The organism is Citrobacter sp. CK181, from assembly GCF_030333595.1.
Classification (GTDB): Bacteria; Pseudomonadota; Gammaproteobacteria; order Enterobacterales; family Enterobacteriaceae; genus Citrobacter_B; species Citrobacter_B koseri.
Genome location: NZ_JAOWFN010000013.1, coordinates 1 through 19622 on the forward strand (window position 1 = coordinate 1; position 19622 = coordinate 19622).

A 19622-nucleotide genomic window follows, 5' to 3' on the forward strand; every position below is an offset into this window, starting at 1 on the left:
TTGTTCCGTGTCAGTGGAGGCGCATTATAGGGAGTTATTCCGGCCTGACAAGGGGAAATTTAAAATTATTTTCCGACTGCTTTCTTTTTAAGCAAAACCACTATTAACATGCCATAAAATAAGCAATTTGCCGTTTTTACAACCTTAATCACACTTCCTGATGGCATACTAATGAATAAGAAAAGAGAAAGGACAAACATTTATGCCTTTAAGCGCACAACAGTTAGCTGCACAGAAAAATCTTTCCTACGTTCTGGCTGAGAAGCTGGCGCAGCGAATCTTAAAGGGTGAATACGCGCCCGGCACCATTCTTCCCGGAGAAATCGAACTGGGCGAGCAATTTGGCGTGAGTCGCACGGCGGTACGTGAGGCAGTGAAGACGCTAACAGCAAAAGGCATGGTGTTGCCCCGTCCTCGTATTGGTACGCGGGTTATGCCGCAGGCAAACTGGAACTTCCTCGATCAGGAACTGCTCACCTGGTGGATGACAGAAGAAAACTTCCATCAGGTTATTAATCATTTTCTGGTGATGCGTATCAGTCTCGAACCGCAGGCATGTTCACTGGCAGCGACGATCGGATCAGCGGAACAGAAAGCGCATCTGAATACCTTAATGGAAGAGATGGTGGCGTTGAAGAAGAACTTCAGACGCGAACGCTGGATTGAAGTCGATATGGCGTGGCATGAGCATATTTATGAAATGAGCGCGAATCCGTTCTTAATCTCTTTTGCCTCGCTGTTCCATTCGGTCTATCACACCTACTTCACCTCTATTACCTATAACGATGTGGTGAAGCTGGATTTACACCAGGCTATTGTAGATGCCATAGCCGACAGTGATGGCGATCGCGCCTTTAAAGCGTGCCAGGCATTGTTGATAGCGCCGAACGAACAACCGGACAAGTAACGGGATACCGAATGTCAGAGAAAAAAGCGCGCAGTATGGCCGGGTTGCCGTGGATAGCGGCTATGGCTTTTTTTATGCAGGCGCTGGATGCCACCATTCTTAATACCGCTCTACCCGCTATCGCGCACAGCCTCAACCGTTCTCCTCTTGCCATGCAGTCCGCTATTATCAGTTATACCCTGACGGTCGCGATGCTGATTCCGGTAAGCGGATGGCTGGCCGATCGCTTTGGCACCCGTCGCGTCTTTATTATTGCCGTCAGTCTGTTTACGCTCGGCTCGCTGGCATGCGCGCTTTCTGGCTCATTAGCTGAATTGGTTGTTTTCCGCGTGGTGCAGGGGATCGGCGGCGCAATGATGATGCCGGTCGCCCGTCTGGCATTATTACGCGCTTACCCCCGAAGTGAACTGCTTCCGGTTCTGAATTTTGTGACGATGCCAGGCCTGGTCGGCCCCATCCTCGGCCCGGTATTGGGGGGCATACTGGTGACATGGGCAAGCTGGCACTGGATCTTCCTGATTAATATTCCCATTGGCATTGTCGGTATCCTGTATGCCCGTAAGTACATGCCAAACTTCACCACGCCGCGACGCCGTTTCGACATGACCGGCTTCTTCCTCTTTGGTTTGAGTCTGGTGCTGTTCTCCAGCGGAATGGAGCTTTTCGGCGAGAAGATCGTCGCAACCTGGATAGCATTAACCATTATTCTGAGCAGTATCGTGCTGCTGCTGGCCTATATTCGCCATGCGCGTCGACACCCAACGCCGTTGATTTCACTTTCGCTGTTCAGAACGCGCACGTTCTCCGTTGGGATAGCTGGAAACCTCGCCACGCGTCTGGGAACGGGATGCGTTCCCTTCCTGATGCCGCTGATGATACAGGTAGGATTTGGATACCCGGCGCTGATAGCCGGCTGCATGATGGCCCCGACGGCGCTGGGTTCTATTCTGGCGAAATCAGCGGTCACTCAGGTGCTGCGCAAACTGGGGTACAAGACGACGCTGGTCGGTATTACGGTATTTATTGGCCTGATGATTGCGCAGTTCTCTTTGCAATCCCCCGCCATGCCGGTATGGATGTTGATTCTGCCGCTGTTTGTTCTGGGTATGGCGATGTCCACACAGTTTACCGCCATGAACACCATCACCCTTGCGGACCTGACCGATGATAACGCCAGCAGCGGCAACAGTCTGCTGGCCGTCACGCAGCAGCTTTCCATCAGTTTAGGGGTAGCGATCAGCGCCGCCGTATTGCGTCTCTATGAAGGGATTGAGGGAACCAATACGGTTGAACAGTTCCACTATACCTTTATTACGATGGGCGCTATTACGGTGGTATCCGCGCTGATGTTCATGTTGCTGAAAGCCAAAGATGGCCGCAATCTGATCAAAGAACGGCACAAACCTAAACCGACCCCCGCGCCATCAGAACAGGAGTAAGTTGCAGACGCTGCTGTTGTAGCGTGGGTTGTGCCATACGGTGAATCAACACGTCGATGGCCAACTCACCCAGTTCATCTTTCGGTTGATGAATCGTCGTCAGCGGCGGCGTCATGTAGCGCGCCAGTTCAATATCATCATAGCCAATCACCGCCATATCCTGCGGGATGCGCAACCCTACCTGATAAAGCGCCTGATACGCACCGACGGCCATTGCATCATTGCCGGCAAATACCGCCTGTGGGCGTTGTTTATGGGACAGCAGCATTTGCATGGTTTCAAATCCGCCGCCAAACTCGAAATCTCCTGTGATCTCATACCCTTCAGGAATTTCCAGCCCCGCGCGTTTCATGGCCTCCCGATACCCTTCCAGCCGCAAACGCGCGGGCGTTTTGTCCAGCGGGCCGGTAATGCAGGCTATTCGGGTAAAACCTTTATCAATCAGGTATTGCGTCGCTAAATCGCCGCCCAGAAGGGAGTTGTCCTGGATCAGATCGCAATCCCCTTCGTCATCAAAGGGCGACCAGTCCATCATCACGGTAGGAATAGAGGGATAACGCTGCATGATCTCCCGGGAGGGTTGATGCGTCTCCGTACAGAGCAGCAATAGGCCATCGACCCGCTTTTGCATCAACGTTTCCAGATTGCGGTTCATTCGCTGCTCATCGCCTTCGGTATTACACAATACCAGGCTGTAGCCCCGCTCAAAGCAGCTACGTTCAACGCCGCGCACCAGTTCTGAATAAAAAGGATTGGTACTGGCAGTGATCAGCATGCCGATTGTGCGGGTCTGATTTAATTTCAGGCTACGCGCCAACGCTGAAGGCGCGTAGTTTAACTCTTTAATCGCCGCTTCCACTTTCCCGGTGATAGCTTCACTGACAAAGCGATCTTTATTAATAACGTGCGAAACAGTTGAAGTGGAAACGCCCGCCAGACGGGCAACATCCTTCATTGTAGCCAAACGTTACCTCTGCTGACCTAAAAACGCCTCTATCTCTTCACGCCACGGAACAGAAGGTTGCGCACCTTTGCGTGTCACCGCAATCGCAGCAGCGGCATGGGCAAAGCGAATGGCCTCCGGCAGCGGCGTCTCTTCCAGTAAGGCGGTAACTAACGCACCATTAAAAGTATCCCCGGCGGCTATCGTATCAACGGCGTTCACTTTAAACCCCGGCACACGACGGCCTTCGCCCTTCACGCTGGCCCACACGCCGCGGCTGCCTAACGTAATCAGTACGGTATGAATGCCTTTATCATGCAGCACCTGCGCTGCTTTAGCGGCATCTTCATCACTTTCGACGCGAATTCCCGTGAGCTTTTCCGCTTCGGTTTCATTTGGCGTAATGATGTCCACCAGCGCCAGCAGCTCATCAGACAGTTCACGCGCCGGAGCCGGGTTAAGCGCAACGGTAGTGTTGTTCTGATGCGCAATTTTTGCCGCCGCCAGCACGCTTTCAATCGGCGACTCGAGCTGCATCAATAGCGCAGAAGCCCCGGCGATACGCTCGCGTTGCGCTTCCACCAGCGCTGGCGACAATGCGGCATTGGCGCCAGCATGAATGCCGATGACATTTTCCCCTTCGCCATTAACAAAAATCAGCGCGACTCCGGTAGATTCCCCGTTAATCACGCTGACCGGAACAATATCAATGTTATCGCTGGCTAACTGTTTACGCACGCTCTCGCCAATATCGTCATCGCCAGTACAGGCAATAAACGCGATATTTGCGCCGCTGCGCCCTGCGGCCACCGCCTGATTCGCGCCTTTACCGCCGAATGCCACCTGATATTGGGTGCCCGTTACGGTTTCGCCTGGCGCAGGAAAAGATTCGAGGTTGAGGATGTGATCGGCATTAATACTGCCAAGGACGACAAGGTTGCCTGCGGTTTTCATGTTCGGGATGTCCAGTAAAGTGCGCCACCGGGTTAGGGTGGCGCGTGCCCTGCTTTTCTTTTTACGCTTTCATCTTCAAACAACTCTCTGAGGATGGCGTATTTATGTCGCCATCAGACCGCGAACGGCCTGAGCCGTTATTACTGCTTGATGACAAGTTTCAGGTCAACCGGATATTTGGCCTGAACTTTCTCGCCTTTCAGTACTTTATCAGCGGTTTCAACGCCTTTAGCGCCAATCTGATCCGGCAACTGAGCGATAGTCGCAGCCAGTTTGCCATCATTTACCGCCTTCTCGCCATCCGGCGTACCATCAAATCCAACCACCATCACATCAGATTTACCTGCGGTTTGCAGAGCGCGCAGCGCACCCAGCGCCATTTCGTCGTTCTGTGCGAATACCGCCTGCACATCAGGATGCGCAGTCAGCAGGTTCTGCATGACGTTCAGACCTTTGGTGCGGTCAAAGTCAGCAGGCTGGCTGGCCAGTACATTAAATTTGTGTGCCGCAACGGCCTGCTGGAAGCCTTCGCCACGCTCACGCGCTGCGGATGTTCCGGCGATGCCTTGCAGTTCAATCACTTTCGCGCCTTCACCTGCTTTCTTCGCAATGTAATCACCGGCGATTTTGCCGCCCAGCACGTTATCGGAAGCAATGTGGCTGACAACGTCGCCTTTGGTTGCCTGGCGATCAAGGGTGATAACCGGAATCTTCGCCTGGTTAGCCATCTTAACCGCGTTGCCTACCGCGTCGGAATCGGTTGGGTTGATCAGCAGAATTTTAGTGCCGCGAACGGTTAAATCCTGAACGTTAGCCAGCTCTTTCGCCGGGTTGTTCTGGGAGTCCAGCACGACCAGGTTATAGCCCAGTTTATCCGCTTCTTTCTGCGCCCCCTCTTTCAGGGTGACAAAGAACGGGTTGTTGAGCGTGGAGATCACCAGAGCAATGGTGTCTTTCGCCATCGCATTCGCGCTCACGGTGGCGCTCAGCGCAACAGCAGAAACCAGGGTAGCCAGTTTTTTCATGTTCATATTTAAGATGTCCTGTAGTCGTTGTTACTGCTTTTTGTTGTCTACCAGTACCGCCAGCAAAATCACCACCGCTTTGACGATCATCTGGTAATAGGAGGAAACACCTAACAAATTCAAACCATTATTAAGGAAACCGAGAATCAATGCGCCGATCAATGTCCCAACAATGCGCCCTTTACCGCCCGCCAGGCTGGTGCCGCCTAACACAACCGCTGCGATGGCATCCAGCTCATAACCCGTACCCGCCGTTGGCTGCGCGGAGGAGAGACGAGCCACTTCGATGATGCCCGCCAGCGAGGCCAGCAGACCACAAAGCGAATAGACGATGATTTTGACTTTACTGACGCTGATACCCGACAGACGCGTTGCCGCTTCGTTGCCGCCCAGCGCATAGATATAGCGGCCCAGGCGAGTATGATGCAACATGTACCACGCCGCCAGGAAGACGATGCCCATAATCCAGACCGGCGTCGGAACGCCCAGCGGGCGGCCAATCCCGAACCAGCCGAAGAGATCGGCGTTATCCGTAAAGCCGGTATTCACCGGGCTTCCGTTGGTGTACACCATCGTGACGCCGCGCAGCAGAAGCATCATCACCAGCGTGGCGATAAACGCCTGTACGCGACCTTTCGCCACGATCACGCCGGTCACCGCGCCAATGGCGGCGCCTAACGCCAGCGCCGCCGCAACGGCCACCAGCGCATTCACTTCAATCCCTACAATTGAAGCGGCAACCGCGCCGGTAAGCGCCAGCAGGGAACCAACGGACAGATCGATGCCTGACGTCAGGATAACCAGCGTCATCCCGACGGCCATGATAGCGTTGACGGACGTTTGCTGGAGAATGTTAAACAGGTTATTAACGGTAAAAAAGTTGGGACTCATGGTAGAAACAATCGCGATCAGCACCAGCAGAGCGATGAGCGATTTCTGCTCCATCAGCCACGCTTTAGTGAAATAACGGCGACCAGAAACAGCCTGGATAGTCATCTTTTTTACTCCTGATTCACGCGATTAAGCTTGCCCACAGCGGCAGCCATTAACACTTCCTGGGTGGCCTGCTCGCGAGTGAATTCACCGCCGAGATGCCCTTCATGCATGACGATAATGCGATCGCTCATACCCAATACTTCTGGCATCTCAGATGAGACCAGAATGATGCTCAGGCCATCGGCCTTAAACTGGTTGATAAGCTGATAAATTTCTTTCTTCGCGCCAACGTCCACACCGCGGGTTGGCTCATCGAGGATCAGCACTTTGGGGCGGGTCATCAATCCACGCGCAATGGCGACTTTCTGCTGATTGCCGCCAGAGAGCAACCCGATAGCCTGCTCCATCGACGGCGTTTTCACATTGAACAGACGGATAAAGTCACTCACCGCCTGCTGTTCATCTTTATGTTTCAGGTTGCCGCCAGCGCGGCTGAAATAACGCAGCGCGGTGAGCGACATATTCTCTTTTACCGACATGCCGAGCACTAAGCCGTCACGTTTACGGTCTTCAGAGATATAAACAATACCGTTCGCCAGGCCATCCTGCGGTGAGCGGGTAATCACTTCATGCCCGTCGAGCGTGACGTAACCGCTGGTGCGCGGCAGCGCGCCGTACAGCACTTTCATCAGTTCTGTACGCCCGGCGCCCATCAAACCGGAGATCCCCAGAATTTCCCCTTTGCGCAGAGTAAAGGAGACATTATTAACGCCGGGACCGCACAGGTTATCGACTTTCAGGCGTACCTCGCCTGGCGCTTTATCCAGACGCGGGTACTGATCTTCAAGCTTACGTCCTACCATCATTTCAATCAGCGAATCTTCGGTCAGCGATGCCACTTCACGCTCGGCAATAAACTGCCCGTCGCGGAAAACCGTCACGTCATCGCAAATCTCGAAGATCTCTTTCATGCGGTGGGAGATATAGACAATGCCGCGCCCCTGCGATTTCAACTCGCGGATGACGCGGAACAGCGATTCCGTTTCGGTATCAGTGAGCGCATCCGTGGGTTCATCCATAATGATGACTCGGGATTCGAAGCTCAGTACCTTGGCGATTTCGACCATCTGCTGATCGCCGATAGAGAGTTCGCCCACCAGCCTGTCGCTTTTGAAGCGCAGGTTAAGTCTGGCAAGCAGAACATCCGCTTCGGCATACATCTTTTTCCAGTCGATTTTGCCAAAGCGATTTACAAACTCACGCCCCAGAAAGATATTCTCGGCAATCGTGAGCTGTGGGATCAGGTTCAGTTCCTGGTGAATGATGCCAATCCCGGCTTCCTGCGAGGATTTTGGGCCATTGAAGGTCGTTTCTTTACCCAGCCACAATAACGATCCCGCATCACGGGTATAGATACCAGTCAGGACTTTCATCATGGTGGATTTGCCCGCGCCATTTTCGCCCACCAGCGCCATTACGCGGCCTGGATAGACATTTAACGCGGCGCCAGATAGCGCTTTCACGCCCGGGAACGCTTTATCGATCCCTTTGAGTTGCAGTAATGCGTCCATGATGGCCTCAGAACGTGACGCCGGCACAGAGAATAATATTCGCATACGGGGAGCACTCCCCGCTGCGAATCACCGCCTGACTGTCTGCGGTTAGTTTTTTAAAATGTTCATGCGTGGTGTAACGAATTTCTATGGTGTTTCCCTGGTGTTGTTGCAGTTGCTCAATATGGCTGAGCAACGTTTCGTGGAGTTGCGGATTATGTTCTTTGATTTCCGTCGCGAGAATAGCCGCCTCAACCTGCATTTCACGGGTCACGACATCCAGTACCTGCATAAAAGAAGGTACGCCCTGGGTTAACGCCATATCGATACGCGTTGTACTGGATGGAACAGGTAAACCTGCGTCACACACTACCAGCGTATCAGTATGCCCCAGACGGGAGATGACCGATGAAATATCAGAATTAAGTACCGCGCCTTTCTTCATTTTCTTTCCCCACTAGCGAAACGTTTCGCTGGTAATAAGTTTACTCCCGGAAGTGAGCAGAAAACCATCATGACGTAACGGAATTGTGATCGGGGTCGAAACGTTTCGCTAAGTGAAATGCGATGGGAATAATTGCCCGGCGACGCTGCGCCGCCCGGCATTTTAAAAGGCTTAAATCTCGACCTGCGTTCCCAGTTCGATAACCCGGTTCGGCGGGATTTCAAACTGATCCGGCGCACGCAGCGCATTACGCTGCAACAGCAGATAGAGCTTGCCGCGCAAACGCAAATACCACGGGCGTTTGCCGAGGATCAGCGATTCATGCGACATAAAGAAAGAGGTTTCCATCATCCGGCAGCTCAGCCCTTCCAGCCCGCAGCGGTGGAACACTTCCTCAACGTTCGGCGTTTCGCGCCAACCGTAGCTGGCCACCACGCGCCAGAAGGTTGGCGACAGTTGCTCAATCTGCACCCGGCGAACATTGTGTACGTATGGCGCGTCTTCCGTGCGTAGCGTCAGCAGAATCACGCGTTCATGCAGCACCTTGTTGTGCTTGAGGTTATGCAGCAACGCAAACGGAATGACGTTCAGCGCGCGGGACATATACACCGCCGTACCGGGGACGCGTACCGGAGGCGATTTCTCCAGCGAGGCGATCAGGGCTTCCAGGGAGTTACCGTGCTCATGCATACGACGCAGCAGACGGAAACGCTCGCTCTTCCAGGTCGTCATAATGATGAACATCACGATCCCCAGCGTCAGCGGCAACCAGCCGCCCGACAGCAGCTTGTCGAGGTTTGCCGAGAACAGCGGAACATCAACGCACAGGAACGCCACCAGGATCAGCGCGACAAAATACTTATTCCAGTGCCAGTTTTTACGCGCCACGGTGGTAGAAAGAATCGAGGTCAGCACCATCGTACCGGTAACGGCAATACCGTATGCCGCCGCCAGGTTGCTGGAACGCTCAAAGCTGACAATAACAATAACCACCGCAAAATAGAGCATCCAGTTCACGAACGGAATATAGATCTGCCCGGACTCCATTTCGGAGGTGTGGATAATGCGCATGGGCGATAAATATCCCAGCCGCACCGCCTGGCGCGTCAGCGAGAAGACACCGGAAATCACCGCCTGAGAGGCGATAACCGTCGCCAGCGCGGCAAGAATCAGCAGCGGGATCAGCGCCCACTCCGGCGCCAGCAGGAAGAACGGGTTCTTAATCGCTTCCGGGTGTTTGAGCAGCAATGCGCCCTGACCAAAGTAGTTTAACGTTAATGAAGGAAGAACAACCGAGAACCAGGCCAGACGAATCGGCAGCTTGCCGAAATGCCCCATATCCGCATATAGCGCCTCAACCCCGGTAATCGAAAGCACCACGGCGCCCAGCGCAATAAACGACACCGTTTTGTACTCAAGGAAGAACTTCGCCGCCCACATGGGATTGAGGGCATGAAGCACATCCGGGTTAGCGATGATACTGCGCAGGCCGAGTCCGGCCAGAATCAAAAACCACGTCAGCATAATCGGCGCAAACAGCTTACCGACCATCCCCGTTCCGTGTTTCTGAATCATAAACAGCAGAGTAAGCACAATAATAGAAAGCGGGACGACCCAGGTATCCAGTTCCGGCGCCACAATTTCCAGACCTTCAATAGCCGACATGACTGAGATCGCGGGTGTAATTACCACTTCGCCGTAGAAGAAGCTACCGCCAATTAACCCCATAATGACCAGCGTGGACGTCATTCTCGCCGACGTATTACGCCCGGCTAGCGACATTAAGGTCAGAATCCCGCCCTCGCCGGCGTTATCTGCACGCATGACAAAAGTCAGATACTTGATGGAAACAACAAAGATCAGCAGCCAGAAAATCAGCGACAGAAAGCCAAATACGGCATCACGTTCAACACCAAAACCAAACTGACCGGACAAGCATTCACGAAGTGTATAAAGTGGGCTGGTACCAATATCACCATAGACAACCCCAATCGCTGCGAGAGTGATCGCAGACAATGATTGTTTATTATCAGTGCTCATAGACTCGTCTTTCGTTTATACATGGCATCTTTCAAACGACAAGGCTCCCGAGGATCCACTCCTTTGCCACCTTGATGCAGTTTGAATGATTTAGTGTATATATATGAAATGTGTGCGTAGTCCCTTGGCCCACAAAAAAGGCGCACAGTATGCACGATTAATCGCAAAATCGTACCCCTAATCGACGTCAGATTAACCTGGCGCAAAGAAAAAGAAACGATGCTTCAGTCTATTATTGCTTCGTGGCGAAACGTCTATACTCGCTGTTAACATGATACATCTGGCGGAAGGACGCCACCTTATTATGGCTCACCCACATTTATTAGCGGAAAGAATTTCCCGTCTGAGCAGCGCCCTGGAAAAGGGACTTTATGAACGTAGCCACGCCATTCGCCTTTGCCTGCTGGCAGCGTTGAGCGGTGAGAGCGTCTTTTTACTTGGCCCGCCAGGCATTGCCAAAAGCCTGATAGCCCGTCGTCTGAAGTTCGCCTTTCAGCACGCCCGCGCCTTTGAGTATCTGATGACGCGTTTCTCCACGCCCGAGGAGGTTTTTGGTCCTCTCTCCATTCAGGCGCTAAAAGATGAAGGTCGCTATGAGCGTCTGACCACGGGTTATCTTCCTGAAGCGGAAATCGTCTTTCTGGATGAGATCTGGAAAGCGGGCCCGGCAATCCTGAACACTCTGCTGACCGCCATTAACGAACGCCATTTCCGTAACGGCGCGCACGAAGAAAAAATTCCGATGCGCCTGCTGGTGGCGGCCTCAAACGAGCTTCCCGAAGCAGACAGCAGTCTGGAGGCGTTATACGACCGTATGCTCATTCGTCTGTGGCTGGATAAAGTACAGGATAAGGCGAATTTCCGCTCCATGCTGGTAAGCCAGCAGGACGAAAGCGACAACCCGGTGCCAGCCTCATTACAGGTGACTGATGAAGAGTATTATCAGTGGCAGAAGGATATTTCCGCCATTACGCTGCCCGATCATGTATTTGAACTGATTTTCACGCTGCGCCAGCAGCTTGATGCACTGCCGGACGCCCCCTATGTTTCCGACCGTCGCTGGAAAAAAGCCATTCGTCTGTTACAGGCCAGCGCGTTCTTTAGCGGACGCGACGCCGTTGCGCCAATCGATCTTATCCTGCTGAAAGATTGCCTGTGGTATGACGCGCAAAGCCTGAATCTGATGCAGCAACAGCTTGAAATATTGATGACCGGGCACGCCTGGCAGCAACAGGCAATGCTGACGCGCCTCGGCGGCATTGTGCAACGTCGCCTCCAGTTGCAACAGCAACAAAGCGATAAAACAGCCTTTACCGTTGTTCGTCAGGGTGGAATGTTCAGCCGCCGTCCCCATTACGATCTGCCGCCAGAGGCGAGCGCGCCAGTGCTAACCTTGCTTTTGCAACAACCGCTTAAACTGCATGATATGGAAGTCATTCATATCGCTTTTGAACGCAGCGCCCTTGAGCAGTGGCTGGCAAAAGGCGGAGAGATCCGCGGCAAACTCAACGGGATCGGTTTTGCCCAGACGCTGAATATGGAAGTTGATAGCGCTCAGCATCTGGTGGTGCGCGACGTCAGCCTACAGGGCAGCCGTCTGGCGCTACCGGGCAGTTCAGAAGAGGGAATGCCCGGCGAAATCAAACAGCAGCTTGAGGCGCTGGACAGCGAATGGCACCAGCAGCACAGCCGGTTCAGCGAACAGCAAAAATGTCTGTTTATCCATAGCGACTGGTTAGGTCGTATTGAAGCCAGCCTACAGGATGTTGGTGCGCAGATCCGCCAGGCGCAGCAATGCTGACACTGGACACGCTGAATGTCATGCTGGCGGTCAGTGAAGAGGGGATTATCGAAGAGATTATCCTCACTTTGCTGGCCTCCCCGCAGTTGGCTATCTTCTTCGAGAAATTTCCCCGATTAAAGAGAGCCATTTCCGACGATCTTCCCCGCTGGCGCGAAGCGCTGCGCAGCCGTCTTAAAGACGCGCGCGTGCCGCCGGAACTCACGGAAGAGGTGATGTGCTATCAACAAAGCCAGCTTCTCGGAACAACGCAGTTTATTGTGCAATTGCCGCAGATATTAGCGTTGCTGCACCGGCTACATTCGCCCTATGCCGGGCAAGCCCAGCAACTGGTGGACAGTAACGCCACTTTTACGCCAGCGCTGCACACGCTTTTTCTGCAACGCTGGCGTTTAAGCCTGATCGTGCAAACCACGGCCTTAAATCACCAGTTGCTGGAAGAGGAGCGCGAGCAGTTGCTGAGTGAAGTGCAGGAACGCATGACGCTCAGCGGGCAACTGGAGCCGGTCCTGGCGGAAAATGACCATGCAGCCGGCCGCCTGTGGGACATGAGCACAGGGCAACTCAAACGCGGCGATTATCAGCTGATCGTAAAATATGGCGACTTCCTGGCAGAACAACCCGAACTGAAACGCCTGGCGGAACAGTTAGGCCGCTCCAGGGAAGCCAAATCGGTGCCGCGCAAAGATGCGCCGATGGAGACGTTTCGTACGCTGGTGCGCGAGCCGGCGACCGTTCCAGAACAGGTTGACGGCATTCAGCAAAGCGACGACATTCTGCGCCTGCTGCCGCCTGAGCTGGCAACGCTCGGCATTACCGAACTGGAATATGAATTCTACCGACGGCTGGTGGAAAAACAGCTGCTCACGTACCGTCTGCACGGCGAAGCGTGGCGTGAGAAAGTGACTGAGCGCCCGGTCGTTCATCAGGATTTTGACGAACAGCCGCGCGGGCCATTCATTGTTTGCGTGGACACCTCCGGCTCAATGGGCGGATTTAACGAGCAGTGCGCAAAAGCCTTTTGCCTGGCGCTGATGCGCGTCGCGCTGGCGGATAACCGTCGCTGCTTCATCATGCTGTTTTCCACAGAGGTCGTGCGCTATGAACTGTCTGGTCCAGAAGGCATCGAGCAGGCCATCCGCTTTTTGAGCCAGCGCTTTCGCGGCGGCACGGATATCGCCAGCTGTTTTCGCGCCATCATTGAGCGGATGCAGGGGCGAGAATGGTTTGATGCGGATGCGGTAGTCATTTCAGATTTTATCGCCCAGCGCTTACCTGACGATGTTGTGAATAAAGTAGGGGAGTTACAGCGGGTACACCAGCACCGTTTTCATGCGGTGGCGATGTCGGCACATGGCAAACCCGGCATCATGCGCATTTTCGACCATATCTGGCGCTTTGATACCGGGATGCGAAGCCGCCTGCTACGACGCTGGCGGCGTTAGAGAATTACAGCAGGGAAGCGACGCTTTCACGAACCTGCGCAGGCCACACGCCGCACTGAACCTGACCAATGTGCGGCAGTTGCAGTAGCAGCATCGTCAGGCGAGACTGACCAATACCGCCGCCGATCGTTTGCGGCATCTCGCCGCGCAGCAGCGCCTGGTGCCACTCCAGACTCAGGCGATCTTCATCTCCGGTCAGAGCAAGCTGGCGTTTCAGCGCATCGGCGTCGACACGGATCCCCATTGAGGAAAGCTCAAACGCATCTTCCAGTACCGGGTTCCAGACCAGGATATCGCCGTTCAGACCAGCATGGCCCAGATCAGAAGCAGAACTCCAGTCATCATAATCCGGCGCACGCACGTCGTGGCGTTTACCGTCACTCAGCTTCCCGCCGATACCGACCAGGAAAACGGCGCCAAGCTCTTTCGCGATCGCGCGTTCGCGCCCTTTCGCATCCAGATCCGGGTAACGGGCCAGCAACTCCTGGCTGTGAACAAAGTGGATCTGCTCCGGCAGGAACGGCGCCAGACCAAATTCTTTGCTTACCGCGGCTTCGGTTGCCTTAATGCCTTCCCAGATAGCCTCTACCGTGCTTTTCAGGGTGGCGAATTGACGCTCACCGTCGCCCATAACGCGTTCCCAGTCCCACTGATCGACATAGACGGAGTGGAGCGGGGAGAGGCGGTCTTCGTCAGGGCGAAGGGCTTTCATGTGCGTGTACAGCCCTTCACCCGCGCTGAAGTCGTGTTGTCCCAGCGTCTGGCGTTTCCACTTTGCCAGTGAATGCACCACTTCAAACTGGGCATCCGGCAACGCTTTCACTTTTACCTGTACCGCTTTTTCACAGCCCGACAAGTTATCCTGCGTGCCATCTCCTACGCGGCTAAGGATCGGCGCCTGAACTTCAATCAGACCCAGACGCTCCTCCAGTTGACGAGAGAAGTGAGATTTCACGAAGCTAATTTGACGTTGTTTGGCGATGTAAGCGGTTTTCATTTTGTATACTCCTGCGTCCTGTTGCCTATGATTAAGCAACAGATTGAGGGTGATATTCAATAATCCACAAACAAAAAGCCGACTTCACTTTTGATTCGATAAAATAAGACGCTAAAATAGAGTGAATCACTAATCTACATAAGAAAAACCTATGGAAAATTATCAGATCGACAATCTGGATCGCGGCATCCTGGAAGCGTTAATGGCAAATGCGCGTACGGCATACGCTGAACTGGCCAAACAATTTAGCGTCAGCCCGGGGACGATTCACGTTCGCGTAGAAAAAATGAAGCAGGCGGGGATCATTACCGGCGCGCGGATTGACGTCAGTCCAAAACAGCTCGGATACGACGTCTGCTGCTTTATCGGCATTATTTTAAAAAGCGCGAAAGACTACCCATCCGCGCTGGCGAAGCTCGAAAGCCTGGACGAAGTGACCGAAGCGTATTACACCACCGGCCACTACAGCATCTTTATTAAGGTTATGTGTCGATCCATCGATGCCCTGCAACAGGTACTTATCAACAAGATCCAAACAATTGATGAAATTCAGTCCACCGAGACATTGATCTCCCTGCAAAACCCGATCATGCGTACTATCCGGCCGTGATCGGCTTTTTTAATCCCACATTTTTCCACAGGTAGATCCCAGCTCGCTCACAGCGTACAATAGCCCCTCTTTATAAGGATGGGTTCGTATGGCAGACATTACTCTTATCAGCGGCAGCACCCTTGGCGGTGCCGAATATGTTGCAGAACATCTGGCTGAAAAGCTGGAAGATGCAGGTTTTTCAACCGAAACCTTGCACGGTCCGCTATTAGAGGATCTGTCAGCGTCAGGAACCTGGCTGGTTATCAGTTCCACGCATGGCGCGGGCGATATCCCGGATAACCTTGCTCCTTTCTATGAAGCGCTTCAGTCGCAGAACCCCGATCTTTCTCAGGTTCGTTTCGGCGCCATCGGCATCGGAAGTCGTGAATATGACACATTCTGCGGCGCCATCGATAAAATAGAGGCCGCGCTCAAGACATCAGGCGCAAAACCGATCGGGGAAACCCTCAAGATCAACATCCTTGAACACGATATTCCTGAAGATCCGGCAGAGGTTTGGCTGGGATCCTGGATTAATTTACTCAAAATAGTGTAAAGATCGTGCGATCGAGTGTGGATAACTCTGGTAAGAAGCTTGGATTAACCAGTAGTTATCCAAAGAACAATCGGTGTTCAGTTTTTGAGTTGTGCATAACCCTTCATTCTGATCCCAGCTTATACGGGCCAGGATCACCGATCATTCACAGCTAATGATCCTCAACAACTTGTTGATCTTATTCAGCGGATCCTGGTTATCCACAGACAATCGCGATCCTAATAAGAGATCACAATAAAACAGATCTCTAAATAAAAAGATCTTCTTTTTAATACCCAGGATCCCGGGACTTTCTCCAGCGGCTAAAGTTGAGTAGAATCCACGACCCGGGCTTCAATCCACTTTCACACCGCCGTATGCGAGGCAATTACCATGTTTTATCCGGATCCTTTTGACGTCATCATCATTGGCGGGGGTCATGCAGGCACTGAGGCCGCAATGGCCGCAGCGCGTATGGGGCAACAGACCCTGCTTTTGACACACAATATCGACACGCTGGGGCAAATGAGCTGCAACCCGGCCATTGGCGGTATTGGGAAGGGACACCTGGTAAAAGAAGTGGATGCGCTCGGCGGGCTGATGGCGAAAGCGATCGACCAGGCGGGTATCCAGTTTAGGATACTAAACGCAAGCAAAGGTCCGGCCGTTCGTGCGACTCGCGCACAGGCGGATCGAGTGCTATATCGCCAGGCGGTGCGTACTGCGCTGGAGAATCAGCCGAACCTGATGATCTTCCAGCAGGCGGTTGAAGATCTGATTGTTGAAAACGATCGCGTCGTGGGCGCAGTTACCCAGATGGGCCTGAAATTCCGGGCTAAAGCGGTGGTTCTCACCGTCGGGACTTTCCTTGACGGCAAAATTCATATTGGTCTGGATAACTACAGCGGCGGCCGTGCAGGCGATCCGCCATCCATTCCACTGTCTCGCCGCCTGCGTGAACTTCCGCTGCGCGTCAGCCGTCTGAAAACCGGTACGCCGCCGCGTATTGATGCGCGCACCATTGATTTTAGCGTACTGGCGCAGCAGCACGGCGATAACCCGATGCCTGTGTTCTCGTTCATGGGCAACGCGTCCCAGCATCCGCAGCAGGTGCCGTGCTACATCACGCATACCAACGAAAAAACCCATGATGTGATCCGCAACAACCTCGATCGCAGTCCGATGTATGCCGGTGTGATCGAAGGGATCGGCCCGCGTTACTGCCCGTCGATCGAAGATAAAGTCATGCGCTTTGCCGATCGCAACCAGCATCAGATCTTCCTTGAACCGGAAGGACTGACCTCTAACGAAATTTACCCGAACGGTATCTCCACCAGCCTGCCGTTCGATGTGCAGATGCAGATCGTCCGCTCAATGCAGGGGATGGAAAACGCGAAAATCGTGCGTCCTGGTTATGCCATTGAGTACGATTTCTTCGATCCGCGCGACCTGAAACCAACGCTGGAGAGCAAATTTATCCAGGGATTGTTCTTCGCCGGGCAAATCAACGGGACGACAGGTTACGAAGAAGCGGCCGCGCAAGGTTTGCTCGCCGGTCTGAACGCCGCCCGTCTGTCTGCGGACAAAGAAGGCTGGGCGCCTGCGCGTTCTCAGGCTTACCTCGGCGTGCTGGTGGACGATCTTTGCACGCTGGGCACCAAAGAACCGTACCGCATGTTTACCTCCCGCGCGGAATACCGCCTGATGTTGCGTGAAGATAACGCCGACCTGCGTCTGACCGAAATGGGCCGCGAGCTGGGCCTGGTGGATGATGAGCGCTGGGCGCGCTTCAACGAGAAACTGGAGAATATCGAACGCGAACGTCAGCGTCTGAAATCCACCTGGGTAACGCCGTCGGCGGAATCGGCCGGCGAAGTGAACGCTCACCTGACTGCGCCGCTGTCGCGTGAAGCCAGCGGTGAAGATCTGCTGCGTCGCCCGGAAATGACCTACGCGCAGCTGACTTCGCTGACACCGTTCACTCCGGGTCTTGATGATGCGCAGGCCGCTGAGCAGGTTGAGATTCAGGTAAAATACGAAGGCTATATCGCCCGTCAGCAGGATGAGATCGAAAAACAGCTGCGTAACGAGAACACATTGCTGCCTGCAACGCTGGATTATCGCCAGGTTTCTGGTCTGTCGAATGAAGTTATCGCCAAGCTGAACGATCACAAACCGGTCTCTATCGGTCAGGCGTCGCGCATTTCCGGCGTTACGCCCGCGGCGATTTCAATTTTGCTGGTGTGGCTGAAGAAACAGGGAATGCTGCGTCGCAGCGCTTGATAACACTAATTTGGCGGGGGCGCTTCGCTTGCCCGCCCTACAAATTTGTAGGCCCGATAAGCGAAAGCGCATCGGGCATTTGATTATTAACAGGTAACGACCGTGCTTAACAAACTCTCCCGTCTGCTGGATGAAGCAGGCATTTCGCTTACCGATCACCAGAAAAATCAGCTGATTGCGTATGTCGATATGCTGCACAAATGGAACAAAGCCTACAACCTGACGTCGGTGCGGGATCCTAACGAGATGCTGGTACGCCATATTCTGGACAGCATCGTTGTGGCGCCGCACCTGCAAGGGGAGCGTTTTATTGACGTCGGTACGGGACCGGGGCTGCCGGGGATCCCGCTCTCCATTGTCCGTCCTGAATCGCATTTCACGCTGCTGGATAGCCTGGGCAAGCGGGTACGCTTTCTGCGCCAGGTTCAGCACGAACTCAAGCTGGAAAATATTACGCCAGTGCAGAGCCGCGTTGAAGAGTTCCCTTCTGAGCCGCCGTTTGATGGCGTGATCAGCCGTGCATTCGCCTCTCTCGATGACATGTTGAGCTGGTGTCGCCACCTGCCGGGGGAAAATGGCCGCTTTTATGCGTTAAAAGGTCAACTGCCGGAAGAGGAAATCGCCTCGCTGCCTGCGGCGTTCAGCGTCGAGTCCGTGGTTAAACTGCGTGTCCCGCAGCTGGAAGGCGAACGTCATTTGGTGGTCATTAAGCCAAACAAAATTTAATTTTTATCAAAAAAAATAGAAAAAAAACGGGCGCTCGCGTGTTAACAATCGCGAGGTAACGAATAGTTATACCTTGTTACTGTTAACCATGAGTTCACCGTTTTGTATCATTGCTACAACGTAGCTCTTTTTATTAAAAAATGAATTAATCAACATTGAAAATATCAGGTTGCTAAAAATTGAACCTAAGAATCACTCAGGTATGTTGAATTTTTATTATAAATGTCAATGAATGGTTTTTAGCTTGTAACCGGGTGTTTTTTAAATAGTGAGTGATTTTAGGCTTAAATATCAGAAAGATGAAAAGGCATCATTTGCCAAGTAAATAAATACTGCCGGGGCGAATATGCTCAATATGTGATCCGAAGCACGCTTTATCACCAGTATTTACGCGCCATTTGCAGTTTTGCATGATCGTTCACAGTTTGATGAAAAGTGATAAATGTGCACCAGGGAAAAATATTTAAACATTTATTCACCTTTTAGCTACTTATTGTTTGAAATCACGAGGGCGCACCGTATAATTTGACCGCTTTTTGATGCTTGACTCTAAGCCTTAAAGAACGTTTTATACGACACGCGGCATACCTCGAAGGGAGCAGGAGTAAAAACGTGATGTCTGTGTCGCTCTTGAGTCGAAACGTTGCTCGTAAGCTTCTGTTCATTCAGCTTCTGGCGGTAATAGCAAGTGGATTGCTGTTTAGCCTCAAAGACCCCTTCTGGGGCGCTTCCGCCTTATGCGGAGGCCTGGCAGTGTTGCTGCCTAACATGTTGTTTATGATATTTGCCTGGCGTCACCAGGCGCATACACCTGCGAAAGGCCGCGTGGCCTGGTCATTCGCCTTCGGCGAAGCCTTCAAGGTGTTAGCGATGCTGGTTCTACTGGTGGTGGCGTTGGCGGTTTTTAAGGCGGTATTTTTGCCGCTGATCGTTACGTGGGTTTTGGTGCTGGTGGTTCAGATACTGGCGCCGGCTGTAATTAACAACAAAGGGTAAAAGGC

17 protein-coding genes are annotated in these 19622 nt (G+C 53.2%); 9 read left to right on the forward strand and 8 right to left on the reverse strand.

The genetic code is table 11. The features are described 5' to 3' along the window. Positions 1-202: 202 nt before the first annotated feature. A complete protein-coding gene (locus tag OGW17_RS11380; RefSeq protein WP_012131112.1) occupies positions 203-907 on the forward strand; it encodes a FadR/GntR family transcriptional regulator in 705 nt (234 codons plus the stop codon). Between the two features lie 11 nt (positions 908-918). After that, positions 919-2346 carry a multidrug transporter subunit MdtD gene (mdtD, locus tag OGW17_RS11385; RefSeq protein ID WP_058668330.1) on the forward strand — a complete coding sequence of 476 codons (1428 nt, stop codon included), beginning with the start codon at positions 919-921 and terminating at the stop codon, positions 2344-2346. Here the strand turns inward: mdtD and rbsR are convergent. From rbsR to kup, 7 genes are all read right to left on the reverse strand, one after another. Further along, the gene (gene rbsR, locus OGW17_RS11390; protein WP_080975464.1) at positions 2312-3310 is read right to left on the reverse strand and encodes a ribose operon transcriptional repressor RbsR; all 999 of its coding nucleotides are present in this window, start codon (positions 3308-3310) and stop codon (positions 2312-2314) included. The genes mdtD and rbsR overlap by 35 nt on opposite strands. 3 nt (positions 3311-3313) lie before the next feature. Then, a complete protein-coding gene (gene rbsK, locus OGW17_RS11395) occupies positions 3314-4243 on the reverse strand; it encodes a ribokinase (protein WP_012131109.1) in 930 nt (309 codons plus the stop codon). Between the two features lie 140 nt (positions 4244-4383). Further along, positions 4384-5274: a ribose ABC transporter substrate-binding protein RbsB gene (gene rbsB / locus OGW17_RS11400; protein ID WP_012131108.1), complete on the reverse strand. Its 891-nt coding sequence runs from the start codon at positions 5272-5274 to the stop codon at positions 4384-4386. Positions 5275-5298: 24 nt separating this feature from the next. Beyond that, positions 5299-6264 (reverse strand): ribose ABC transporter permease, encoded by a 966-nt coding sequence (gene rbsC / locus OGW17_RS11405; RefSeq protein WP_012131107.1) that lies wholly within the window; start codon positions 6262-6264, stop codon positions 5299-5301. Between the two features lie 5 nt (positions 6265-6269). Next, the gene (rbsA, locus tag OGW17_RS11410; RefSeq protein ID WP_012131106.1) at positions 6270-7775 is read right to left on the reverse strand and encodes a ribose ABC transporter ATP-binding protein RbsA; all 1506 of its coding nucleotides are present in this window, start codon (positions 7773-7775) and stop codon (positions 6270-6272) included. Between the two features lie 7 nt (positions 7776-7782). Then, positions 7783-8202, reverse strand: coding sequence for a D-ribose pyranase (gene rbsD, locus OGW17_RS11415; RefSeq protein WP_058668327.1), 420 nt, complete (start codon positions 8200-8202; stop codon positions 7783-7785). Positions 8203-8373: 171 nt separating this feature from the next. Beyond that, on the reverse strand, positions 8374-10242 hold the full coding sequence (gene kup / locus OGW17_RS11420; protein WP_012131104.1) for a low affinity potassium transporter Kup: 1869 nt from the start codon (positions 10240-10242) through the stop codon (positions 8374-8376). A gap of 304 nt (positions 10243-10546) precedes the next feature. Here kup and ravA point away from each other — a divergent pair, with 304 nt between their 5' ends. Together ravA and viaA are read left to right on the forward strand one after the other, a co-directional pair. Next, positions 10547-12043 (forward strand): ATPase RavA, encoded by a 1497-nt coding sequence (ravA, locus tag OGW17_RS11425; protein ID WP_024130087.1) that lies wholly within the window; start codon positions 10547-10549, stop codon positions 12041-12043. Next, positions 12037-13488 (forward strand): ATPase RavA stimulator ViaA, encoded by a 1452-nt coding sequence (gene viaA, locus OGW17_RS11430; RefSeq protein WP_071259078.1) that lies wholly within the window; start codon positions 12037-12039, stop codon positions 13486-13488. Before ravA ends, viaA begins: the two co-directional genes overlap by 7 nt. Positions 13489-13492: 4 nt before the next feature. Here viaA and asnA read toward each other — a convergent pair whose 3' ends face one another. Next, on the reverse strand, positions 13493-14485 hold the full coding sequence (gene asnA / locus OGW17_RS11435; protein WP_024130086.1) for an aspartate--ammonia ligase: 993 nt from the start codon (positions 14483-14485) through the stop codon (positions 13493-13495). Between the two features lie 151 nt (positions 14486-14636). On the opposite strand from asnA, the gene asnC reads away from it, so the two are divergent. The 5 genes from asnC to atpI all read left to right on the forward strand — a co-directional run bounded on the left by asnC (position 14637) and on the right by atpI (position 19617). Next, complete coding sequence (gene asnC, locus OGW17_RS11440; protein WP_012131100.1) at positions 14637-15095, forward strand: transcriptional regulator AsnC; 459 nt, start codon at positions 14637-14639, stop codon at positions 15093-15095. A gap of 88 nt (positions 15096-15183) precedes the next feature. Further along, complete coding sequence (gene mioC / locus OGW17_RS11445; RefSeq protein WP_012131099.1) at positions 15184-15633, forward strand: FMN-binding protein MioC; 450 nt, start codon at positions 15184-15186, stop codon at positions 15631-15633. Positions 15634-16005: 372 nt separating this feature from the next. After that, entirely contained in the window at positions 16006-17895 is a 1890-nt protein-coding gene (gene mnmG / locus OGW17_RS11450) for a tRNA uridine-5-carboxymethylaminomethyl(34) synthesis enzyme MnmG (RefSeq protein ID WP_071259081.1), read from the forward strand. A gap of 102 nt (positions 17896-17997) precedes the next feature. Then, complete coding sequence (gene rsmG, locus OGW17_RS11455; protein WP_047460080.1) at positions 17998-18621, forward strand: 16S rRNA (guanine(527)-N(7))-methyltransferase RsmG; 624 nt, start codon at positions 17998-18000, stop codon at positions 18619-18621. Between the two features lie 615 nt (positions 18622-19236). Beyond that, positions 19237-19617: a F0F1 ATP synthase subunit I gene (atpI, locus tag OGW17_RS11460; RefSeq protein WP_012131096.1), complete on the forward strand. Its 381-nt coding sequence runs from the start codon at positions 19237-19239 to the stop codon at positions 19615-19617. Positions 19618-19622 lie beyond the last annotated feature (5 nt).